22 protein-coding genes are annotated in these 21,880 nt (G+C 73.6%); 13 read left to right on the forward strand and 9 right to left on the reverse strand.

What is annotated here, in order from left to right; genetic code table 11:
• Nucleotides 1-102: 102 nt before the first annotated feature.
• The 7 genes from FB388_RS27050 to FB388_RS27075 all read left to right on the forward strand — a co-directional run bounded on the left by FB388_RS27050 (nt 103) and on the right by FB388_RS27075 (nt 5,325).
• The gene (locus FB388_RS27050) at nt 103-939 is read left to right on the forward strand and encodes a helix-turn-helix transcriptional regulator (protein WP_142106318.1); all 837 of its coding nucleotides are present in this window, start codon (nt 103-105) and stop codon (nt 937-939) included.
• A 33-nt stretch (nt 940-972) separates the two neighbouring features.
• Nucleotides 973-1,860: an SMP-30/gluconolactonase/LRE family protein gene (locus tag FB388_RS27055; RefSeq protein WP_142104951.1), complete on the forward strand. Its 888-nt coding sequence runs from the start codon at nt 973-975 to the stop codon at nt 1,858-1,860.
• Between the two features lie 142 nt (nt 1,861-2,002).
• Nucleotides 2,003-2,314 carry an integration host factor, actinobacterial type gene (gene mihF, locus FB388_RS27060; RefSeq protein ID WP_142104952.1) on the forward strand — a complete coding sequence of 104 codons (312 nt, stop codon included), beginning with the start codon at nt 2,003-2,005 and terminating at the stop codon, nt 2,312-2,314.
• A 116-nt stretch (nt 2,315-2,430) separates the two neighbouring features.
• Nucleotides 2,431-3,303, forward strand: a complete 873-nt coding sequence (locus FB388_RS27065; protein WP_142104953.1) for an alpha/beta fold hydrolase — start codon at nt 2,431-2,433, stop codon at nt 3,301-3,303.
• A gap of 116 nt (nt 3,304-3,419) precedes the next feature.
• Entirely contained in the window at nt 3,420-3,584 is a 165-nt protein-coding gene (locus tag FB388_RS39635) for a hypothetical protein (RefSeq protein WP_170225845.1), read from the forward strand.
• 365 nt (nt 3,585-3,949) lie between these two features.
• Nucleotides 3,950-4,837 (forward strand): ParA family protein, encoded by an 888-nt coding sequence (locus tag FB388_RS27070; RefSeq protein WP_170225846.1) that lies wholly within the window; start codon nt 3,950-3,952, stop codon nt 4,835-4,837.
• Nucleotides 4,834-5,325, forward strand: a complete 492-nt coding sequence (locus tag FB388_RS27075; RefSeq protein ID WP_142104955.1) for a hypothetical protein — start codon at nt 4,834-4,836, stop codon at nt 5,323-5,325. Before FB388_RS27070 ends, FB388_RS27075 begins: the two co-directional genes overlap by 4 nt.
• Before the next feature lie 44 nt (nt 5,326-5,369).
• Here FB388_RS27075 and FB388_RS27080 read toward each other — a convergent pair whose 3' ends face one another.
• The gene (locus FB388_RS27080; RefSeq protein WP_142104956.1) at nt 5,370-6,593 is read right to left on the reverse strand and encodes a TMEM165/GDT1 family protein; all 1,224 of its coding nucleotides are present in this window, start codon (nt 6,591-6,593) and stop codon (nt 5,370-5,372) included.
• Between the two features lie 135 nt (nt 6,594-6,728).
• On the opposite strand from FB388_RS27080, the gene FB388_RS27085 reads away from it, so the two are divergent.
• The 6 genes from FB388_RS27085 (at nt 6,729) to FB388_RS27110 (ending at nt 13,443) form a co-directional block, all read left to right on the forward strand.
• Nucleotides 6,729-7,448: a GntR family transcriptional regulator gene (locus FB388_RS27085; RefSeq protein ID WP_142104957.1), complete on the forward strand. Its 720-nt coding sequence runs from the start codon at nt 6,729-6,731 to the stop codon at nt 7,446-7,448.
• A 96-nt stretch (nt 7,449-7,544) separates the two neighbouring features.
• Nucleotides 7,545-8,840: a sugar ABC transporter substrate-binding protein gene (locus tag FB388_RS27090; protein ID WP_142104958.1), complete on the forward strand. Its 1,296-nt coding sequence runs from the start codon at nt 7,545-7,547 to the stop codon at nt 8,838-8,840.
• Nucleotides 8,837-9,793, forward strand: coding sequence for a carbohydrate ABC transporter permease (locus tag FB388_RS27095; RefSeq protein ID WP_142104959.1), 957 nt, complete (start codon nt 8,837-8,839; stop codon nt 9,791-9,793). The genes FB388_RS27090 and FB388_RS27095 overlap by 4 nt, the downstream gene beginning before the upstream one ends.
• Nucleotides 9,790-10,599 (forward strand): carbohydrate ABC transporter permease, encoded by an 810-nt coding sequence (locus FB388_RS27100; protein WP_246122446.1) that lies wholly within the window; start codon nt 9,790-9,792, stop codon nt 10,597-10,599. The genes FB388_RS27095 and FB388_RS27100 overlap by 4 nt, the downstream gene beginning before the upstream one ends.
• The gene (locus FB388_RS27105) at nt 10,596-11,975 is read left to right on the forward strand and encodes a glycoside hydrolase family 3 protein (protein WP_142104960.1); all 1,380 of its coding nucleotides are present in this window, start codon (nt 10,596-10,598) and stop codon (nt 11,973-11,975) included. Before FB388_RS27100 ends, FB388_RS27105 begins: the two co-directional genes overlap by 4 nt.
• Before the next feature lie 76 nt (nt 11,976-12,051).
• Nucleotides 12,052-13,443: a S1C family serine protease gene (locus FB388_RS27110; RefSeq protein ID WP_142104961.1), complete on the forward strand. Its 1,392-nt coding sequence runs from the start codon at nt 12,052-12,054 to the stop codon at nt 13,441-13,443.
• Between the two features lie 55 nt (nt 13,444-13,498).
• Here the strand turns inward: FB388_RS27110 and FB388_RS27115 are convergent, their stop codons facing one another.
• From FB388_RS27115 to FB388_RS27150, 8 genes are all read right to left on the reverse strand, one after another.
• Nucleotides 13,499-14,665 (reverse strand): CaiB/BaiF CoA transferase family protein, encoded by a 1,167-nt coding sequence (locus tag FB388_RS27115; protein WP_142104962.1) that lies wholly within the window; start codon nt 14,663-14,665, stop codon nt 13,499-13,501.
• A gap of 63 nt (nt 14,666-14,728) precedes the next feature.
• Nucleotides 14,729-16,135: an MFS transporter gene (locus tag FB388_RS27120; protein ID WP_142104963.1), complete on the reverse strand. Its 1,407-nt coding sequence runs from the start codon at nt 16,133-16,135 to the stop codon at nt 14,729-14,731.
• Nucleotides 16,136-16,201: 66 nt separating this feature from the next.
• Nucleotides 16,202-16,690 (reverse strand): MarR family winged helix-turn-helix transcriptional regulator, encoded by a 489-nt coding sequence (locus FB388_RS27125; protein ID WP_142104964.1) that lies wholly within the window; start codon nt 16,688-16,690, stop codon nt 16,202-16,204.
• Between the two features lie 46 nt (nt 16,691-16,736).
• Entirely contained in the window at nt 16,737-17,438 is a 702-nt protein-coding gene (locus FB388_RS27130; RefSeq protein ID WP_211362234.1) for an alpha/beta fold hydrolase, read from the reverse strand.
• Nucleotides 17,439-17,480: 42 nt separating this feature from the next.
• Nucleotides 17,481-19,604 (reverse strand): phage holin family protein, encoded by a 2,124-nt coding sequence (locus FB388_RS27135; protein WP_142106320.1) that lies wholly within the window; start codon nt 19,602-19,604, stop codon nt 17,481-17,483.
• The gene (locus FB388_RS27140; protein ID WP_142104966.1) at nt 19,604-20,200 is read right to left on the reverse strand and encodes a DedA family protein; all 597 of its coding nucleotides are present in this window, start codon (nt 20,198-20,200) and stop codon (nt 19,604-19,606) included. The genes FB388_RS27135 and FB388_RS27140 overlap by 1 nt, the downstream gene beginning before the upstream one ends.
• Nucleotides 20,197-21,003: an MBL fold metallo-hydrolase gene (locus FB388_RS27145; protein ID WP_170225847.1), complete on the reverse strand. Its 807-nt coding sequence runs from the start codon at nt 21,001-21,003 to the stop codon at nt 20,197-20,199. Before FB388_RS27145 ends, FB388_RS27140 begins: the two co-directional genes overlap by 4 nt.
• Nucleotides 21,004-21,075: 72 nt before the next feature.
• Entirely contained in the window at nt 21,076-21,870 is a 795-nt protein-coding gene (locus tag FB388_RS27150; protein WP_142104967.1) for an SDR family oxidoreductase, read from the reverse strand.
• Between the last annotated feature and the right edge of the window lie 10 nt (nt 21,871-21,880).

Raw genomic sequence — 21,880 nt, forward strand, 5'->3', positions numbered from 1 at the left:
CCTCACCCGTGCCGGACCCGGGCCACCAGCCCGTGCCCGGGGTACCACCGGCAGGTGCAGGCACGGCTGCGACCGATCGCGGACACTGGACCCGTGGCCCAGATGTCGACGCTCGGCGAGTTCCTGCGCAGCCGCCGCGCCGCGCTGACGCCGGATGCCGCCGGACTGCCCGACTACGGCGAGCGCCGCCGAGTGCCCGGCCTGCGCCGCGAGGAGCTGGCCCGGCTGGCCGGCGTCAGCGTGGGCTACTACGTCCGGCTGGAGCAGGACCAGAGCGGGGGCGTCTCCCCCGCGGTGCTCGACGCGCTGGCGAGGGCGCTGCGCCTCGGGGACGACGAGCGGGCCCATCTCCACCGGCTCGCGCGCCCCGCGGCGCCGTCGGTGCGCACCGACGAGCCCGAGCGCCTGCGGCCCGCCGTCCGGACCATGATCGACGCACTGCGGGTGCCCGCGATCGTCCTCGGCCGTCGCACCGACGTCCTGGCCTGGAACCGGCTCGGGCACGCCCTCCTCGCCGCGGCCCTCGACGTCGACGCACCCGGCGACGAGCGGCGGCGACCCAACTGGTCACGGCTGCTCTTCCTCGACCCGCACTTCAGGACCCTGATCGTCGACTGGCCCGGCAAGGCCCGCGACACCGTGGCCGACCTGCGCCTGCTGACCGGCCGCTTCCCGGACGACCGGCGCCTCGCCGAGCTGGTCGGCGAGCTCAGCATCGCGAGCCCGGAGTTCGCCGAGCTGTGGGCCGCGCACCCGGCGCACGGTTGCGCCCACCACACGCGCGAGTACGACCACGAGCTCGTCGGCAGGCTGACCCTCACCGACGAGCTCATGGCGCTCCCCGACGACGGCCAGCGCGTGGCGGTCTTCACCGCCGAACCCGGTTCCGCATCGCACGACGCGCTCGAGCTGCTGGCGCAGCTCACCGGGCCGGGCTGACCGGGACCGGCCTGCGTTGGTCTACTGGGCGCCATGACTCGTGAGATCACCGCCGAGCAAGCCACCGCCGCCGTCGCCGAGCACGGCGAGGGACCCGTCTGGGACGCGAGCCGCGGCGTACTCGCCTCTGTGGACATGCTCCGCGGCGACCTGCTCACCGTCGACCTGCTGCGCGACGGGGCCGAGCTCGCCGAGGTGCGCCGCCGGCACGTGGGCGACGTCCTCGCCGCCCTGCGCCCCCGGGCCCGCGGCGGCTGGGTGGTGGCGCTCGAGCGCGGGTTCGGGCTGCTCGACGAGCCGGGATCTTCCGGGGATGGTGCGGCACGGCCGCTCGGCGAGCTGTGGTCCGACCAGGGCGTCCGCATGAACGACGGCGGCTGCGACCCCACAGGCGGCTTCTGGTGCGGCTCGATGGCCTACGACTCCACCCCCGGCCGGGGGTCGCTGTACCGGCTCGCCCCTGACGGGTCGGTCGCGACGATGCTCACCGGCGTCACGGTCTCCAACGGCCTCTGCTGGGCGCCCGACGGCTCCCGCGCCTACTACGTCGACTCCGGCACCGGCGGGATCGACGTGCTGACCGTCGACCTCGCCGCGCCGGCCGTGACCTCCCGGGACCGGTTCGTCGACGTCGAGGGCGGCACACCCGACGGGCTCACCGTGGACGCGGACGGCGGGATCTGGGTGGCGCTGTGGGGCGGCTCCGCCGTGCACCGCTACACGCCCGACGGCGAGCTCGACGCGGTCGTTCGGGTACCCACCACACACCCCACTGCCTGCGCGTTCGCCGGTCCCGAGCTGGACGAGCTGTGGATCACCACATCGGCGACCGGCGCTGGCGGGCAGGACGGCCGCGCGGGTGCCCTGTACCGGTGCGTGCCGGGTGTCCGCGGGCTCGAACCGCTCCCTTTTCGCGGGTGAACCACCCCCGACCGGGGAAGACCGTTCGGCGCGGACCGGGGGGCGCGTGCGTGGCGCTGCACGGTTCTGTCACCCTTGACAGCCAAGATGACCTGCGCACATCCCATCCGGGGTGGACGCACGGAGAGGAGAGAAGGTCGACATGGCACTGCCCACGCTCACTCCGGAGCAGCGCGCCGAGGCCCTGAAGAAGGCCGCGGCCGCACGCACCGCCCGCAAGGAGCTCCGCGACGCGATCGCGCGCGGCGAGCAGACGATCCCCGCGGTTCTCGACCGCGCCAAGACCGACCAGGTCGTCGGCAAGACCAAGGTGGCCGACCTGCTCAAGAGCCTGCCCGGCTACGGCCCCGCCAAGGTCTCGGCCCTGCTGGAGCAGACCGGCATCGACGCGTCCCGCCGCGCCGCCGGTCTCGGCGACCGCCAGCGCCAGGCGCTCATCGACGCACTCAAGTGACACCCGCCGCCCGGCGCCCGGCCTAGTGACCAACTAGAGACCGGGCCCGGGCGGGGTGGCGCCCGCCACGCCCCCACCGATCGACACGAGCACCGTCGACCGGCAGGCTGCACGCCGTGGAACGCTTCGTCGACGTCGAGCCCGGTGTCCGCCTCTGGGTCGAGGACATCGAGCCCACCGGGTCCCACCCGGGTGAGCCGCTGCTGCTCGTGATGGGCGCCAACGCCTCCGGCCTCGTCTGGCCCGACCCACTCGTCGCCCAGCTCGCCGAGCACCACCGCGTCATCCGCTACGACCATCGCGACACCGGGCGTTCCACCGCGTTCGAGGACGACCCCTACGGGATCACGGACCTCGCCGAGGACGCGATCGCCGTGCTCGACGCGCTCGACGTCCCGCGCGCGCACGTGGTCGGGATGTCGATGGGCGGGTACCTCGTGCAGCTCATGCTGCTGGACCACCCCGACCGCATCGCCACCGCCACGCTCTTCTGCACCGGGCCGCTCCCGTTCGCGGATCCCGCACCCACGCCGCCCCTCCCCGGCCCGGACCCGGCGCTGCTGCGCCTGTGGGCCGAGATGGACGACCCCCGCGACGTCGAGGGCGAGATCGCGTGGCGGCTGGAGCACTGGCGCATGCTCAACGGCTCCGGCACCCTGTTCGACCCGGCGGAGTTCCGCGCCCTCGAAGAACGCGTCATCGCCCACGCCGGCACGCACGACCCCGTGGTCGCGCACGCCCGGATGGCCACCGACGGGATGGAGCGCGGAGCCGAGCTGGCCGCCGTCACGGTGCCGACGCTCGTGATCGAGGCGCCGGAGGACCCGGCGTTCCCGCCACCCAACTCGGGCGTGCTGGCCCGATCGCTCGGGCAGGGCAGGCTGGTCCGGATCCCCGGGATGGGCCACGCGATCAACCGGACCGTGATCTCCCCGCTCGCCGCCGCGATCCTCACGCAGACCACGCGAGCGGCCGCCGCCCCCGCCTGATCAGGGGCCGAGGCGGCCTCCCGGCGCTCCGGTAGCCCCGGACCCGCTCGGGTGGTGTGAGCGATCGTCCCGTCGGGCACACTCGCCCGGGCATCTTCGAGCGACGGAGGGACAGCATGGGTATCGAGGACCCGGACGCCGACGTGGTCGAGCAGCTGCAGGGCACCGATGACGGCGATGAGCCCCTGGTCGACCCGACGGACCTGCCGTCGGAGGCCGACCCGGCCGACGTCGCGGAGCAGCGCCTCGTCGTGCCGGAGGACGACGACTACGACCGCTGACGCCGGCGGCCGGTCGAGTGACGCCGGTAGGCGTGGCGTTGGCACTGCGTGATGACGTTCTGCCGCTCGGCGTGCGCCCACTCACCCGATCGAGTGATCCTTGGACGAGCTCGTTCGGGGGCAGCGGCCCGGGAGATGCGCCTCAGCGACTGTGAGGCGCATCTCCGCTGGTAGAGCCGATCTGTGATCAACTTCCCCGCGGGGCCCCGGTGCTCGGCGTAATGCACACGGCCCTAGAGTCTGCCCCCTCGGCCGGTGTGCCGATGCCGCCTCGTAGCGCAGTCGGCATAAGCCGATTGGCCTAAGTGCAGCCCTCCTCCGGGCGTATGGCATCGTTCGCGCGGCGTGCTGCGGGAGGAGAACGGGTGAAGGTCGTCGCCGTCATCAACCACAAGGGAGGGGTGGGCAAGACCACCCTCACGGCCAACCTCGGCGCCGGGTTCGCGGCCCGAGGTCAGAAGGTGCTACTCGTCGATCTGGACGGGCAGGCCAGCCTCACGATCTCGTTCTTCACCCAGAGCGAGTGGACGGCTGACCTGCTGCCGGAAAAGACGATCAAGCACTGGTTCGATCGGATCGGGAGCGACAACGCCGAGTCCCCGGCGAAGCTCGTCTCCACCCCGCCTCGCGTCCAGGACAAGCTGGCGCGCGGCACCGGGCGGCTGGACCTCATCGCCGCCCACCGCGACCTCACGGACGTGGAAACCAATCTGGCCGCGGAGCTGCTCTCGGCGCCCGGGCGGTTCGGCGAGCTGCACGGCAGCCTGCGCGGGATGCTCGCCCACGACGATTTCGCCGACTACGACACGGTTCTCATCGACTGCGCTCCGAACTTCGGGCTCATCGCGAAGAACGCCGTCGCGGCCAGCGACCTGCTGCTGATCCCGACCAAGCCGGACTACCTGTCCACCAACGGCATCGACTCGCTCGGACTGAAGATCCGCTCGTTCGTCGAGGAGTACAACGAGCACTCCGAGGTTCCGGTCGAGCGGCCCGCCGCGTCCGTCGTGTTCACGATGGTGCAGAACCAGAACGGCGCCCCCATCGAGGCGCAGCGCAGTGTGATCAGCCGGATCGAGGCCCGCGAGGTCCCCACGTTCGCGACCACGATCCGCGACAGCAAGGCCGTCTACGGCCCGGCGCCCGAGCACGGCGTGCCGGTGATCCTCGGCGGCACGGGGCGGGCCGCCACCCGTGAGCTGCGCGACATGGTGTCCGAGCTGTCGGGCCGGCTGGAGAGGATTGCGCCGTGACCGGATACGACCCGATCGACGCAGGTGCGATCGACGCAGATCGGATCGACATCGAATCGCTCCCGAGCTCCCCGCTCCCCTCCCCGCCGCTGGCGATCGCGCTGCAGAAGGCCGTCGCGCTGCTCGAGTCGCTCAGCCGTGAGCAGCTCCAGGACATCGCCTCCGGCGAGGGCAAGCTCGTCTACCAGCCGAGCCCGGCGCGCCAGATGCGCAGGCGCGAGGTCGTGCAGCGGGACACGAGCGTCGACATCGCGGCGGCCGCCGCCGACATCAACCGGCTCGCCACCCCCGGCGAGGTGGCCGACTACCTGAAGAGCCGCGTGGAGTTCACGGTGCCGGTGCTGAAGGAGATCGCCCGGGCCCTCGGCCCCACGGTGAACAGCACGGGCCGCACGAAGGAGCAGCTGCGCCGCGACATCGTGGAGGGCACGGCCGGCTTCCGGGTCCGCTCGGCCGCCATGTCCGGTGGCGCCTGGGCCAAGCCCTGAACCACCCGTGAGTGGTTACGAGTGCTGGAAACACTCGTAACCACTCACGACCGGGACGGCGTCAACCGGGGTAGGTAGCGGCCGGTTCGGGCCGCGTAGGCGACGTACTCCTCGCCGTGCAGCTCCGCCAGCATCGGCTCCCGCACCGCACGCACCTGGATGCGCACCGACACGACGAGCAGCACCGCGGCCAGCACGCCGACCAGCGTCGGCACCATCACGAGCGTGCCCGCCGTGGCCAGGACGATGCCCGTGAGGCCGGGGTTGCGCATCCGCGACCGCAGCCCGCGACTGGCGAGCACCGGGTCGGCGGACCCACCGCGTCGCAGCTCGATCTGCGACGCGAGCACCAGGGCCACCCCGAGCAGGGCCAGGCCGGCACCGATCACGACGAGGCCGGGGTCGTCGAACAGCGCGATCGGGTCGACGACGTCGGCGGCCACGAGCAGCGGCGCCACGAGGCCGAGCACCGTGGCGACGCCGTGGAGCACGCGGCTCCACCATGCGGCCGAGCCCCGCACGCGCTCCGCCCGACCGATCGCGCGGCGGGCGGGCGAGGCGTGCAGCAGGCGGCGCCCACCGACCGCGCCCAGCACCGCCACGAGCGCGGCGATCACGAGTGCGAGCCAGCCTGCTGCGTGGTGGTCCAGTGCGTCCGCCAGCACGTTCCAGGCGGAACGACCGGTGAGCTCCCCCGCGGCCTGCACCGCCAGCGAGCCACCGAACAGGAAGAACAGCACGGCGGCGCCGATCTGGACGGCGCGCTCCGGCAGCAGCCGCCCCAGCTTCCGCCCGACGACGATCGCCAGCGCGTCCGCGGCCACCATCCCGAGGGTGGAGCCGAGCCACACCCCGAACCAGCCGTACTGGGTGGCCAGGGTGATCGTGGCGAGCATCGTCTTGTCGCCGAGCTCGGCGAGGAAGAACGCCACCGACGAGGCGAGCACGGCCGACCCGGTGGCCCGCTCGGCCTTGGCCCGCTCGGCCGCCGTCAGCCGGTCGCCGCGCAAGGTCCAGGCCCCGAACCCGACGAAGGCGACCGCGGCCACCAGCGCAATCCACCCAGTGGGGAGCGCGGCGCCCAGCCCGTGCCCGACCGCGACCGAGATCAGGTGCACCGCCGTGGTGGCGATGGTGATGCCCACGAGCACCGGGAGGGCCCGGTAGCGCGTGGCGAACGCGAGGGCCATCAGCTGGGACTTGTCGCCGAGCTCGGCGACGAACACCACCCCGAAGCTGACGGCGAAGGCAATCAGGAATCCGTCCATGTCGCGGTCGACGCTATGAGCATCCGAGGCAGCGGCTGAACTGCAAAATCCGGTTAGCGTGAGCTAACGAGCGCCGGTGGTGGTGCTAACCGCGAAGGTTCGCCTTCCGGGGGACCACTGGTGTACCAATGGGCTATGAGCGCTCCGTCGACGGAGACCGACAAGCAGCGGCGCCTGCGAGCGCGGCTCGCCGAGCTGATCTCCGCGATGTCCCCCGGCGAGCCGCTCCCCGCCGAGCGCGACCTGGCACGCGAGCTGGGTGTCGCCCGGATGACGCTGCGCCGCGCCGTCGACGGGCTCGTCGCCGAAGCCGTGCTCGTGCGCCGGCAGGGCGCCGGCACGTTCGTCGCAGCGGGCAGGGAGGCACACCGCCTCGCGGCCAACTCGTTCTCGACCGACATGCGCTCCCGCGGCCTCCGACCCGGCAGCCGCACGCTGCGGTCGGGCCGCGCCCCGGCAGGCGTGATGCTGGCGGCGCTGCTCGAGGTGCCGACGGGCACGCCGGTCCTGCACGTGCGACGGCTGCGACTGGCCGACGACGAGCCGATGGCCGTGGAGGACCTGCACGTCCCCGCCGACCTCGTACCCGGCCTCACCGGCGCCGACCTGGAGGACCGCTCCTACTACGAGGTGCTCGCCGAGCGGTACGGGCACCGCATCGCCTCGGGCACCCAGACCGCCGAGGCCGCCCTCACCAGCGCCGAGGACGCCGCGGTGCTCGGGGTCGAGCCCGGCGCCCCCGCGTTCTGCTTCGAGCGCACCTGCCGGGTGGACGGCGGGCGGGTGGCCGAGTTCGTGCGGTCGATCTACCGAGGCGATCGCTACCGCATCATGGCCGACATCTACCCGTCGTAACCGGAACGACGCTTGACGTCGCGGGGGTGGCCGACACTACAGTCCGACGCCTAGACCTCTGGTCTCAAATCCGTCGGAGGGGAACCCATGTGGTCCATGCCCGGATCCCGAACGGCACGCCGGAGCGCGGTAGCGGTCCTCGCCGTCGCCGCTCTGGCCCTGACCGGATGCGGCGGCGGCGGAACCGCCTCCGGCGGCGGCGGTGACCGCACCCTGACCGTCTGGATCATGGAGGGCACCAACCCGGACGCCCAACCGTTCTTCTCCGAGCTCTCCACCGCGTTCCAGCAGCGCACCGGCGCCACGCTGGACGTGCAGTTCGTGCAGTGGGCCTCCGCGCACGACAAGTTCGTCACCGCGATCGCGGGCGGCACCACGCCGGACGTCGCGGAGATCGGCACCACGTGGGTCGGCGAGTTCGGTGACGCGGGCGCGCTGGTCGACCTCACCCCGCGCGTGCAGGAGGCCGGGCTGTCCGACGGCCTCGTCGACGGACTCGTGGAGGCCGGGACGCTCGGCGGTGCGCTCTACGGCATGCCCTGGTACGCGGGCGTCCGCTCGATCGTCTACCGCACCGACGTGTTCGCCGAGCTGGGACTGCAGCCGCCCACCACGTGGGACGAGCTCGTGGCCGTCGGGCAGCGCATCAAGGAGGCGCGTCCCGATCTCCTGCCGCTGCCGATCGCGGGCGACAACGAGTTCATCGTCTACCCCTTCGTGTGGGGCGCGGGCGGGCAGATCGCCACGCAGAACGGCGACACCTGGACCAGCGGCATCGACTCCCCCCAGGCCCGTGCCGGCATCCAATTCTACGCGGACCTCGCGCTGGAACACGGGTTCTCCACACCCGCGGCGGCCACCTGGCGCGAGACCGACGTGCGCGACTCCTTCACCAAGGGCCAGTCGGCGATGATCTTCTCCGGCAGCTGGACGCCGAAGGCCATCCTCGAGGCCGCACCCGACCTGCAGGGCAAGATCGGCGCGTTCCCGATCCCCGGGCCGACCGGCGGGCTCGCCCCTTCGGTGCTGGGCGGGTCGCTGCTGTCGATCTTCGAGACCAGCGACGACCAGGACCTGGCGTGGCAGCTCGTCGAGACGATGGGCACGGGCGACTTCGCCGCCAAGTGGGCGCAGGAGTCCAGCTACTTCCCGGGCACCACGGCGCTGCTGAACGAGGCCGCCCGGTCGCCCGACCCGCTCGTGGCGCCGTTCGCCATGCAGATGGTCGACTCAGGGCGCAGCGTGCCGGTCACCCCGGCCTTCGGCCAGATCCAGGGCAAGAAGACGATCGCGGCCATGATGCGCTCCGTCCTCACGGGCGAGGCCACCGTGGAGCAGGCCACCTCCACCGCGGCGGCGGAGATGAACGAGATCTTCGCCAGCGGCGCATGACCCTCGCGGAGCGCACCGACGTCAGGCCGGGCGTGGCGCCACCCGCGCCCCGCCCGCGCCGCCGCACCGCCGTCGCCCGGCCGTGGCTGCTGCTGACGCCCGCCCTGCTCGTGATGGGCGGGCTGCTGCTCTACCCGCTCGTCCGGGTGCTGGTGCTCTCGTTGCAGGACTTCGGCCTGCGCGAGCTCGTGTCGGGACGCACGAAGTGGGTCGGGCTCGACAACTACGGGGAGCTGCTCGGCAGCGCGGACCTGTGGGCCACCGTGCTGCCCAACACCGTGGTCTTCGCCGTGGTGGCGGTGGTGCTCACGGTGGTGCTCGGCACGCTGGTCGCCCTGCTGCTCGCCCGGCTCACGCCGCTGGTCCGCGGCCTCGTCACCACCGCGATCATGGTGGCGTGGGCGATGCCGGCCGTCACCGGCACGTACGTCTGGGTGTTCGTGTTCGCGCCGGTCGACGGGATCGCGGTGCAGGCGCTCGACGCACTCGGCCTCGTCGACGCCGCCACCGCCAACCCGTTCGCCGGGCGCATCTCGTTCTACGCGGTGGCCGCGCTCAACGTGGTGCACCACGGCTTCCCGTTCGTCGCGCTCACGGTGCTCGCCGGTCTGCTGACGATCCCGCGGGAGCTCACGGAGGCGGCGATCATGGACGGGGCGAGCGCGTGGCGCCGGTTCTGGTCGCTGACCTTCCCGATGCTGCGGCCGGTGTTCGCGGTGGTCACGGTCCTGTCGACGATCTGGGACTTCAAGGTGTTCACCCAGATCTACCTGATGCCCGGCGGCGACGGCGTCAACCGCAACGTGCTCACGCTCGGCACCTGGTCCTACGTCGAGTCGTTCGCGCAGAACCGCTACGGCCTCGGCGCCGCGATCGCGGTGCTGCTCACCGCGATGCTGCTGGTGGTCACGATGGCCTACCTGCGGCTGCTGTTCCGGGAGGAGGAGCTGTGAGGGCTGCCGCGAAGGGCCTCGGGGTCACCGGCGTGCTCGTCTTCACGCTGTTCCCCGTGTACCTCATGATCGTCACCGCCCTCAACGGCGAGGCGAACGCCGGCTCCCGCACCCTGTGGCCGGACGAGTGGACCTTCCGCAACTTCGCCTACGTCGTCACGGAGGGCGGGTTCGGGCGGTACCTGACGAACTCGCTGGTCGTCGCGCTCGCCACCGTGCTCGCAGGCGCCCTGCTCGCCCTGCTGGCCGCGGTGGCCGTCGCCCGGTTCCGCTTCCGGTTCAGGACGTCCGTGCTGGTGATGGTGCTGATCATCCAGATGGTGCCGGTGGAGGCGCTGGTCATCCCCCTGTTCATCCAGGCACGCACCTTCCAGATGCTGGACAGCCTGTTCGGGCTCGTCGTCGTGTACCTGGCGTTCTCGCTGCCGTTCGCGATCTGGACGCTCCGGGGGTTCGTCGCCGCGGTGCCCGTCGAGCTGGAGGAGGCCGCCTACCTCGACGGAGCATCGTGGGGACGGATGTTCCGGTCGGTGCTGCTGCCGCTGGTGGCGCCCGGGCTCGTCGCCACGAGCGTGTTCTCGTTCATCGTGGCCTGGAACGAGTTCATCTTCGCCCTGACGTTCATGTCCGACGACCAGAACTACACCGTTGCGGTCGGGCTGCGCCGCTTCTTCGGCCAGCACGCCACCGACTGGGGCGCCGTGATGGCCGCGTCCACGCTGATCACGATCCCGGTGATGGTGTTCTTCGTGATCGCGCAGAAGCGGCTCACCGACGGCCTGGTGGCGGGTGCGGTGAAGGGGTGACCACCGACGAGCGGCTCGTCGACGCGGTGCTGCTCCCCGGCTTCACCGGGACGACCGTGCCCGGCTGGCTGGCCCGCGCCGCCGACGCGGGGCTCGCCGGGGTCTGCTTGTTCGCCGGGAACGTCGGCCCCGGTCTCTCCGCGCTCACCGATGAGCTGCACGGGCGCCGCCCCGGCTTCCTCGTCGCATCCGACGAGGAAGGCGGCTCGGTCACCCGCCTCGACGTCCCGGCCCCGAGCGCGGCCGCACTGGGGCGGCTCGACGACGAGACCGTCACCGAGGCGGTGGCCGCCGGGATCGGGGCGCAGTGCCGGGCGCGCGGGATCGACCTCGCGCTCGCGCCGGTGGCCGACGTGAACGCGGAACCGGACAACCCGGTGATCGGCATCCGGTCCTTCGGCGCCACCCCGGAGCTCGTGGCCCGGCACACCGCGGCGTTCGTCCGCGGGATGCAGGGAGCAGGCACGGCGGCGACCGCGAAGCACTTCCCCGGCCACGGGTGCACCACCGTCGACTCCCACCTGGCCCTGCCGGTGATCGGCGACGACGCTGGCACGCTGCGGGCCCGGGACCTCCCGCCGTTCGCAGCGGCGGTCGCCGCGGGGGTGCGGTGCGTGCTCACCGCGCACGTGCGCTTCCCCGCGCTCGACCACCGGCCGGCCACGATGAGCCCGCCGCTCCTGCACCTGCTGCGCCGCGAGCTGGGCTTCGACGGCGTCGTGATCAGCGACGCCGTCGACATGGCCGCGGTCGCCTCCTCGGTCGGGACGGGCCCGGGCGCGGTCGCAGCCGTCGTGGCCGGGGTCGACCTGGTCTGCATCGGCAACCCGCAGAACGGCTACGACGACGAGACCGGCTACCGCGAGGTGCGCGACGCGCTGCTCGCCGCGGTCGCCGACGGCACCCTGCCCCGGGAGCGGCTGGCCGATGCCGGGCGGCGGGTCGCGGAGCTGGCCGCATGGGTCCGCGCAGCACCCGCCGGTCCCGGCGATGTGGACGGCACGCAGGTCGTGCGCCGGGTCGCGGAAGTGGCCGGGGACGTGCGCATCGGGAAGGGGACGCACGTGCTCGACCTGCGCGGCGCGGTGAGCATCGCCGACGGCCGGGCCGGGGAACCGCGCGTGGTCGAGGCCTTGCGCCACCACGACCCCGCGGTGACGGCGGGTCCCGGCACCCCGCCCGGCCGGCCGCTCGTGGTGGTGGTGCGTGGCCCCTCGCCCGCGTTCGACGCCGTCCGGGCCGCCCGACCGGACGCGGTGGCACTGCACGTCGGGCTCCCGGGGGACTGGCACCCGCCGGCACCGTCGATCACCACGTGGGGGGACGGGCGCGCGCACGCCGAAGTCGCGGCGCAACTACTGAGGGGCACCCGATAGCCCGATCAGGGGTTTCGGCTGGTATTCCCAGGTGGTCCTCAGGACAGGCTCAGAATCCTGGCGCATCGTCAATGGCATGAGCGACGAGCAGAGGGAGCACGGCCGGGACGCGAGCGCCTCGACCGGGGACTCCCGTACCGCGCAGTACCCCGTTCCGTCGTACGCGGGCGCCGCGGGACCGGCGCACGCGCAGGACGCCGGCCAGCAGGCCCCTCCGGCCGACCCCTCGGGCCAGTACGGCCCGCCGCAGGGGCCTGTTGGCGGCTTCTTCCCGCCCCCGCCCGGCCACTTCCAGGGGCCGCCGACGGCCACGCTGCCGCCCCGGCCGCGCAAGCAGCGCGGGATGGGCACGGTCGTGGCCGCCGCCCTGCTCGCAGGCCTCGTCGGCGGCGGCGCCGGATTCGGCGGCGCCTACGCGCTGCTCGACCGCCCCGCCGGCACCACCCTCTCCTCGGCGCCGCAGGGATCGAGCTCGGTGAACGCCGCGCCCGGCACGGTCACCGCGGCCGCCCAGACGGTGCTGCCCAGCACCGTCGACATCCGCGCCACCCTCCCGCAGGGAGAGGCCGAGGGCAGCGGCATCATCCTCAGCGCGGGCGGCGACATCCTGACAAACAACCACGTCGTCGCAGGCAGCCGCCAGCTCACGGTCACCCTGCAGGACGGCAGCGAGCACCCGGCCACCGTCGTGGGCACCTCGCCGAGCTACGACATCGCCGTGATCCGGCTGCAGGGCGCCACCGGACTCACCCCGGCGACGCTCGGCGACAGCAACTCGCTGCAGGTCGGCCAGCCGGTCGTCGCGATCGGGTCACCGCGCGGCCTCACCGGCACGGTCACGACCGGCATCGTGAGCGCGCAGAACCGGACCGTCACCGTGCAGGGCGAGGACGGCCAGGCGGTCGTCTACAACGGTCTCCAGACCGACGCCCCGATCAACCAGGGCAACTCCGGCGGCCCGCTGGTGAACCTCGACGGCCAGGTCGTCGGCATCAACTCGGCCATCGAGACCACGGGCCAGAACTCCGGCAGCATCGGGCTCGGCTTCGCGATCCCGGTCGACCAGGCCAAGCGCGTCGCCCAGGAGATCATGAGCACCGGCACCGCCACCAAGCCGGTGCTCGGGGTGCAGGGCAGCATCGCCGGAAACAGCGACAACGGCGCCCAGATCGCGGCCGTGCAGCCGGGCTCGCCCGCCGAGGCAGCCGGGCTGAGGGCAGGCGACGTCGTCACGCAGGTCGGCGACGCGCCGGTCGCCGACTTCGCCGACCTCATGGCCCGGGTCGGCGCGCACGCCCCCGGCGAGCAGGTCGCGCTCACCGTCGGGAACGGCGGCGCCGAGCGCACCGTGAACGTCACGTTGGGCAGCCAGCCCGACCAGGCGGCGACCACCAGCCCGAGCGGCGGGAACCGCACCCCGTTCGGCGGCCAGAACCCCTTCGGCAACCCGTTCGGCGGCGGCAACTGAGTTCAGGAAAGCCACGTTCAGGGCCTGCACGGCCCTCGACGTGGCTTTCCTGTCATCACGACAGGAGCCAGGCCCGGATCTCCTCGCCGTCCGCTCCCAGCGCGGGCGGCGGACGCCGGTAGGACGGCGGCGTCGCCGAGTACGTCACCGGGTTGCGGACGCTCGGGACACCTCCGGGTTCCACCACCGGGTCCAGCCCCAGGCGCTCGGCCAGGGCCAGGCCGTCGTCGATCGTGTTGATCGGCCCGCACGGCACGCCCGCGGGGGCGAGGATGTCGAACCACTCCTGGGCGGTCTTCGTGGCCAGCCGCGCGAGCAGCAGCGGCCGCAGCTCGTCGCGGTGGGCGTTGCGCGAGCCCATCGAGGCGAACCGCGGGTCGTCGAGCAGCTCGGGGGCGCCGATCGCGGTGGCGAGCTTGCGGAACTGACCGTCGTTGCCGGCGATGACGATCAGCTCGCCGTCGCCGGTCGGCAGCGGCTCGTACGGGAAGAGCGACAGGTGGGCGTTGCCCAGCCGGCCGGGCACCACCCCGCCGGCGAGCACCGCCGAGGTCTGGTTGACCAGGCCGGACAGGGCCGCGGACAGCAGGTTCGTCTCCACCTTCTGCCCCTCGCCGGTCCGTTCCCGGTGGTGCAGCGCTGCGACGATCGCGAGAGCCGAGTGCAGCCCGGTGATCACGTCGAAGACGGCGACGCCCGCGCGGTAGGGCGGGCCGTCGGCGTCGCCGGTGAGGCTCATCAGCCCGGACGTCGCCTGCACGAGCAGGTCGTAGCCGGGCAGCGCCGCCCCGCCCGCCGTGCCGAAGCCGCTGATCGAGCAGTAGACGATCCGCGGGTTGGCCGCCGATACCGCCTCGTGGTCCAGCCCGAAGCGCGCGAGACCGCCCGGCTTGAAGTTCTCGATCATGACGTCGGCGCGGGCGGCGAGCCGCTGAGCGACGTCGCGGTCGGAAGGGTCGGCGAGGTCGAGCACGATCGACCGCTTGTTCCGGTTGATCGACAGGTAGTACGTGGCGGTGCCGTCGTCGCTGGTGGGCGGCACCCAGGTGCGGGTGTCGTCCCCGGTGCCCGGGCCCTCGACCTTGATCACCGTGGCACCGAGGTCGGCGAGCAGCATCGTGGCGTACGGCCCGGCGAGGATGCGGGAGAAGTCGGCGACGAGCACCCCGGAGAGTGGTCCGCCGACCGGGCTTCCGTCGACGACATCGTTGGCGTTGCTCACGCTGCAGATCCTAGGAACGGGGCTCGGGGTCGGTGCCTGCCGGCGCGAGATGGCACTGGGAGGTCAGGCGCGGCGGCGCAGCACCGTCACCGTGACCAGCCCGGCTGCGGCCACCGCGACCGCGCTCGTGAAGAACGCGAGCTGGTAGCCGCTCGTCAGGGCCTCGATCGGCGATGCGCCTGCTGCGGTGGCGGCGTCGGTGCGGGCTGCGGCCAGCGCGGCGAGCACCGCTGTGCCCAGCGCGCCGCCGACCTGCTGGCTGGTGTTCGCCAGTCCGGAGGCGAGCCCGGCGTCCTCGGGGGTGGCGTCGGACATCATCAGCGTGGTGACCGCCGGCAGGGCGAGGCCCGCGCCGATGCCGAGCACGACCATCGACGGCAGCACGTCCACCACGTAGCTGCCCACCGGCGGGCGGGTGAGCAGCAGCAGGCCGGCCACGAGCAGGATCTCCCCGGCGAGCAGCACCGTCCGAGCGCCCGAGCGCGCGATCAGCCGGCCCGACGCGGTGAGCGACACCAGCGCGATCGTGAGCGTGATGGGCAGCAGCGCGAAGCCGGCCTGTGCTGGGGCATACCCGAGCGCCTGCTGCAGGTACAGCGCCGTGGTGAACTGGAAGCCGAGCATCCCCGCCACCATCAGCAGCTGGGCCGCGTTGCCACCCGAGACCGCCCGCGAGCGGAAGATCCGCAGCCGCACGAGCGGTTCGGCGGCCCGCTGCTGGCGGACGACGAACCCGACGAGCAGGGCAACGGCGAGCGCGGCCATCCCGAGGCGCACGGCGGCGCCCGAGGTGTCGACGATCGTGAACACCGCGAGCACCAGGCCCGCGGTGACCAGCAGCCCGCCGATGACGTCAGGGCGCGCGGAGCGGTCGGCCGGGCTGTCGGCGGCGACGTGCCGCAGCGCGAGCAGCACAGCGGCCACCCCGATCGGCACGTTGACCAGGAAGATCCACCGCCAGCCGACGGTGTCGGTGAGCACGCCGCCCAGCAGGGTGCCGATGGAGGCCCCGGCCGCGCCGACGAACGCGTAGACGCCCATGGCCCGCGCCCGCTCGCCGGGCTCCGGGAAGAGCGCGACGATCATGCCGAGCACCACGGCCGACGCCATCGCGGCCCCGATCCCCTGGACGAACCGGGCCGCGACGAGCATCCCGGCGTCGACCGCCAGCCCGCACAGCAGCGAGGCCAGCACGAACAGCGAGAGGCCGCTGAGCAGCATCCGGCGCCTGCCGTAGAGGTCACCGAGCCGCCCGGCGAGCAGCAGCAGGCCGCCGAGCGGCACGAGGTAGGCGTTGACCGTCCACGCCAGCCCCGCCGTCGTGAAGCCGAGCTCGGCCTGCAGCACCGGCAGCGCGACGCTGGTGATCGTGCCGTCGAGAATGATCATGAGCGTCCCGACGCAGAGCACGGCGAGCGCGAGCCAGCGTGACGGTGCGGAGCGGGGCGCTGTAGCGGTCGATCTCGTCATGAGATGGACCGTAGCAGATAGTTTTTTAACAGACAATCCCGATCCAGATTGCCTGCTTCGGGACGGTCAGGCACCCCGCTTCCGGCGCGGGGCGTGCGGGTTCGGCTCGACGGCGGACAGCGGACCCCCGTGGGTGACCAGCTTCATCAGGGCGTCCAGCAGCACCGTGCGCTGCTCGGGGGTCAGCACGCCGAGCACCTCGCCGTAGAGGTCGTCGATCACGTCTCGAGCCTTCGCCACGGCCTCGTCGCCCGCTTCCGTCGTGCGGACGATCCGCACGCGGCGGTCGGCGGGCGACGGCGTGCGCTGCGCCAGGCCGGCCTTCTCGAGGTGGTCGCAGGTGACGACCATCGTGGTCTTGTCCAGGAGGGCCATCTCGGCCAGCTCGCCCTGGGTCAGCTCGTGGGCCCCAGCCTTCGCGAGCACGCAGTAGTCGCGCACCGTCATGCCCAGCTCGCCCAGCACGGTGCCCATCCGCGCGGCGAGCGCCTGGCTCGCCTTGTCGAACAGGTAGGAGAGGTCGGCCCGGATCTCGTCGTCGCTGCGCGCGTCCATGCAGCCAGCGTACAGACGATCCGGAACGGAACAATCCGGAACGGAACTAGCTGGAGAGCAGCTCTGCCGTTGCCGCCGGAGCGCTGATCATCGCGTCGTGCCCGGTGGCCAGCTCCCGGAACTCCCACCCCTCGCGCCGGGCGATCGCGTGCGCGGAGTGGACCGCCGGGTAGGCCGGGTCGGTGCACGCGACGTACGTGACGGGCCGGCCACCGCCGAGCGGAGCGGTCAGCGGGAACGGCTCGGCGTAGGTGCGGAGCGGGTGCGGGGTGAGCCTGCGGTCCACCCAGGCGATGTCGTCGGGTTCGATCAGCCCGAACGCGGCACCTCCGGGCGGCGGGAACGCGATGTCGCCGGTGGCCTCGGCCGCGGCCCTGCGCGCTGCCGCGGACTGCGGTGGCAGGCCGTCGAACCCGGTCTCCCCCGCCTCGACGACCAGCCCGTCGAGGAGCACGACGCGCCGCACCCGCTCCGGGGTGCGCTCGGCGACCGCGAGCGCGACGAGCGCCCCGAAGCTGTGCCCGACCAGCACGACGTCGGTGAGCTCCTCGCACTCCAGCACGCCCACCACGTCCTGGACGAGCGTGTCGGGGCCGATCTCCGCGCTCAGCAGGTGGGCCCGCTCGCCGAAGCCGGTGAGCGTCGGCGTGAACACCTCGTGGCCCGCTTCCCGCAGCAGCCGCGCCACCGGCCGCCAGCACCACCCTCCGTGCCAGGCACCGTGGACGAGGACGAAGGGGTCGCTCACGCGGGCGATCCTCGCACGCCGTGCCGACGAAGGTCCCCGGAGCTAGGAGTCCGCCGCCGCCGGCACCGCCCGCTCCCCCGAACCCGCCGGCTCCGCGTGGCCGAGGCGGGTCAGCCAGCCGCGTAGCACGCGGTGCAGCGCCTCCGCCCCGACGATCTCGTCGGGCGGCGTCAGCTCCACCGGGTACAGGAGGAAACCGCGGGACTGCCCCCCGCCCAGCCCGCCGTGCGAACCGACGTGCGGCTCGAACGGCGACGCCTCGTCGCGGGCCGGGTCGTACCGACTGTTGATCATCACGTCCGCGCAGTGCGGGAAGGCGTCGACGCGGCGCACCAGGTCGGCGGCGTGCGGTCCGTACGGGGCGAGCGGGTCCTCCCCGATGACGACGCCCGTGGCGAGCCGGTGCAGCCCGTCGCGCCCGAACACGACGGGGCCGAACTCGGCGCTGCGCACCAGCACGAACCCGATGCCGGGGTGGTCGACGAGCGAGGGCAGCAGCTCCGGGTACTCGCGCTCGATCGTCTCCAGCTCCACCCGGCCCGCGTGGTCGGTGAACGACACCATCGCGAGGTGGCCGGACGCGACGACCACAACCCCGGGCGCGACCCGTGCCACCTCGCTCGGTGCGCCGCTGGGCGTGCGCGGCCGATCGGCGGTGCTACCCGCCCGCTCCACGCGGGCCCGCAGCCGGCGCGCGATCGGGCCGCCGCCGGACGACGCCTCGGCGAGCACGGCGTCGACCGGCCAGCCCTCGGCCGGGCGGCTCGCCTCGGAGTGCGAGCCGCGACGCGGGTCGGCCTGCGGCTCCCCGCACAGCCGCCCGACCAGCGCCTCGATCGACTCGCCGAACCGGTCGGCGAAGGCCCAGCCCTGGGTCTGCCCGTGGTCGGAGAGCGCGATGATCCGGTAGCTCCTGGGGGCGAGCTGGGTGGCGCGGTGCAGCCGCCCGATCTGCCGGTCGATGCCCCGCAACACGGCCAGCGCGTCGAACCGCTCGACGCCGGAGTGGTGACCCACCTCGTCGTAGCCCATGAAGTCGGCGTACACCACGGCCCGGCCGGCCAGCATGTCCTCGGTGATCGCGGAGACGACAACGTCGCGGGCGATCACCGTGGTGCCGGCGCGTGCCAGGGGGTAGAACCCGCCCCGGCTCACCCGGGGCCGCACGCCGGCGCGGCGCTGCCGCACCGCGGCGGAGACCTCCCGCCCCAAGTCGACGAGCGCGCCGACCCCCGTGCGCAGCGCGTTCGCCGGGTTGGCGAAGTAGGCGTAGTAGCCCGCGCCGACCCCGTCCCGGCCGCGGCGGCGCCGGCCGGCCCCGCTGATCAGCGGCAACGCGCTCATCGTGAGGCTCGTGTGCGCGGCGTCGCCGGTGAACAGGCTCGCCCTGGTCGCGCCGTCGACGGCGAGCAGGCCACGCCCGTCGGAGTGGCGGCGCTCGATCTCCGCCGCGTCCTCCGGGCTGGAGCACGCCATCACGTGGTCGCGGTCCTTCTCGTACCAGCGGAACCCGATGACGTCGGAGTTGTCCCCGTGCAGGATCCCGCAGACGCTGGCTCCGGTCTGCGAGCTCCAGTCGGTGTGCCACTCGGCGAGCCGGTGGCTGCCGTCGTCGAGCAGGCGGGCGACCGCCGGCATGTCCCCGGTCCGCACGGCGCGCCGCAACGTGTCGATGCCGAGCCCGTCGACCTGCAGGAGCAGCACACCGGGCGGCATCGTCCCGTCAACGGTGGCGCCGCGGCGGCTGCGGCGCGCCGCCCGCCGGAAGAACAGCTCGTCCTCGTCGAGCCCGACCACGCTGCTGACGACCGACCCGAGCGCCGCAACCGCGACCGCCACCACCACGGCCGTTCCGAAGTCGGTGATCGCGACGCCGGGCACCGCGAACGAGATCGCCAGCACCCCGGCACCGAGCAGCACGAACGAGCCGATGCCCAGCGTGAACACGGCCAGCGGCAGCGCGACCCGCAGCACCAGCGGCCACACCACCGCGCTGAGCACGCCGAAGAGGAGCGCGCAGACCGTCGGCTGCCACCACTGCGGCATCGAGAAGCCGGTGAGCCACGTGTCGAGCAGCCGCAGGGCGCCCACGACGAGCACCCACACGAGCAGCACCCGTGCGACCACCCGGCCGCCGCGCACGAGCCGGCCGCCTCCCGGCAGCATCACCGCGCGGCTCCCGCACGGGCCCGCCGCCGCCTGCGCCACGTGGACACCAGCGAGCCGAGCCCGGCCAGCACGAGAACGAGGACGGCCGCCAGCACCGTGGCCAGCACCGGGTCGTCGAAGAGGCCGCCCGACAGCACGCCGAGCGCCGCGTAGGCGAGGGCCCAGAGCGTGCAGGCGAGGACGGCGGCCGGCACGAAGCGCCGCCACGGGTACTCGAGGGCACCCGCCGCGACCAGCACCGGGATCCGTCCGGCCGGCAACAGCCGCCCGACGACTACCAGCAGGCCGCCCCGGCGCTCGAACTGCGCCCGCGCGGCGGCCAGCCGTTCCGGCGACTGCCGCCCGGTGACCCACCGCTGCGCGGCCGAGCTCCCGGCGTGCGCGACGGCGAACGTGGCGAGGTCGCCGAACAACGCCCCGAGGACCGACAGCAGGAGCACCAGCGGGAGCGACATGGTGCCGCTGGAGACGGCGATCGCGGCGGCCGCGCCCACCACCGCGCCGGTCGGGACGATCGGCACGATTGAGCCGATGAGCACGCCGCCGAAGACCGCCGAGTAGCCCAGTGCGGACGGATCCGTCCAGCCGGTCATCGCACCACCGGCTGCATCCCGTCCAGCACGACCGCTGCGCCCGGCTCCGTCACGAGCACCCGCGTGCGCTCCCCCGCAGCCGCCACGGCCGCGGCGAACCGGTGCGGCGGCTCGACGAGCAGCCTGCGCATCCGCGCGCCGACCCTGGGCAGCCGCGGCAGGCCGCCCACGGCGAGCGTGCCCCAGTGGACCGGCACGGCGACGCGCGGGCGCAGCAGCCCGACGGCCTCGGCGGCGCGGTGCGGGTCGAGGTGGCCGGGCCCGAGCGAGAGCCCCCACCCCCACACCGGCAGGAGGGCCGCCGCCAGGGGGCCGAAGCCCGCCATGCCCGGGAACAGGTCGGTGTCGCCCGCCGCGTAGATGCGGTTACCGCCTGCCTCGATGAGGTGCCCCATCGCCGCGGCCTGCGGCCCGTGGGTGGAGCGCGGCCCGAACCGGTGCCCGCTGTGGGCCGCGGGCACCCCGTGCACCCGGAGGTCGCCGTGCTCCAGCTCCTCGCCGGGCGCGAGCTCCTCGACGTTGCGGATGCCACGCCCGCGCAGCCACCGGCCGGCACCGCGGGGCGCCACCACGCGCACCGTGCGCGGCAGCAGGCGCAACGACGGCAGGTGCAGGTGGTCGGCGTGCAGGTGGGACAGCAGCACCAGGTCGGCGTCGGCGAAGTGGGCGCGGTCGGGCAGCGGGCTCGTCCGGCGCAGCGGGCCGACGCGGGCGGTGAGCACCGGGTCGGTGAGCACGACGGACCCGGCCAGCTCCAGCCGCACGGTGGAGTGGCCGAGGAAGCGCATCGCGAGCCCGGGCACGCCCCCAGTATCGCCGGTTCCGCCGGGCGACGATCGACCCGGCCGTGAGCTGCGACGCGACCGCTCAGCGGCTCAGGGGCGGCGCCAGGCGTCGGACTCGAGGTGGGCGCCGCCGGTGGGGCCCATCTGCGTCATGCCGCCGTCCACCACCCACGACGCCCCGGTCACGTACGCCGCCTGCGGCGAGCACAGGAACGCCACCACCGCCGCGATCTCCCGCGCATCGCCGGGGCGGCCCACCGGCACTCCGGGGCGCTCCGTGCCGCGCGGGTCCTCGTCCTCCTGGCCCGTCATCGGGGTGGCGATCTCGCCGGGTGCGACCGAGTTGACCGTGATGCCGTGCTCGGCGAGCTCGATCGCGGCCACCTTCGTCAGCAGGCCGAGGCCGCCCTTCGCGGCGCAGTAGGGAGCAGCGCCGATCTTCGGCTGGTGCTCGTGCACGCTGGTGATGTTGACGATCCGGCCGCCGCGACCGGCGTCGATCATCCGGCGGGCGGCCCGCTGCAGGCACAGGAACGCGCCGTCGAGATCGGTGGCGAGCACGTTGCGCCAGGTCTCGTAGGCGATGTCGACGAGCAGGGTGGAGGTGCCCGTGCCGGCGTTGTTCACCAGGACGTCGACACCGCCGAGTGCATCGGCCAGCTCGTCGACGACGGCGGCCGCGGCGGGCAGGTCCGTGAGATCGAGGCGGCGCACCTCGGCCTTGCGGCCGCGGGAACGGACCTCCTCGGCGGTGGCCTGCCCACCGGCCTCGTCGGAGTGGTAGGTCACGCCGACGTCGCAGCCGGCCTCGGCGAGGGCGACGGCGGTCGCGCGGCCGATGCCGGAGTCGGAACCCGTGACGATCGCGGTGCTCGGGAAGCTCATGCCCCCCGGG

This window comes from Pseudonocardia cypriaca (assembly GCF_006717045.1).
Classification (GTDB): Bacteria; Actinomycetota; Actinomycetes; order Mycobacteriales; family Pseudonocardiaceae; genus Pseudonocardia; species Pseudonocardia cypriaca.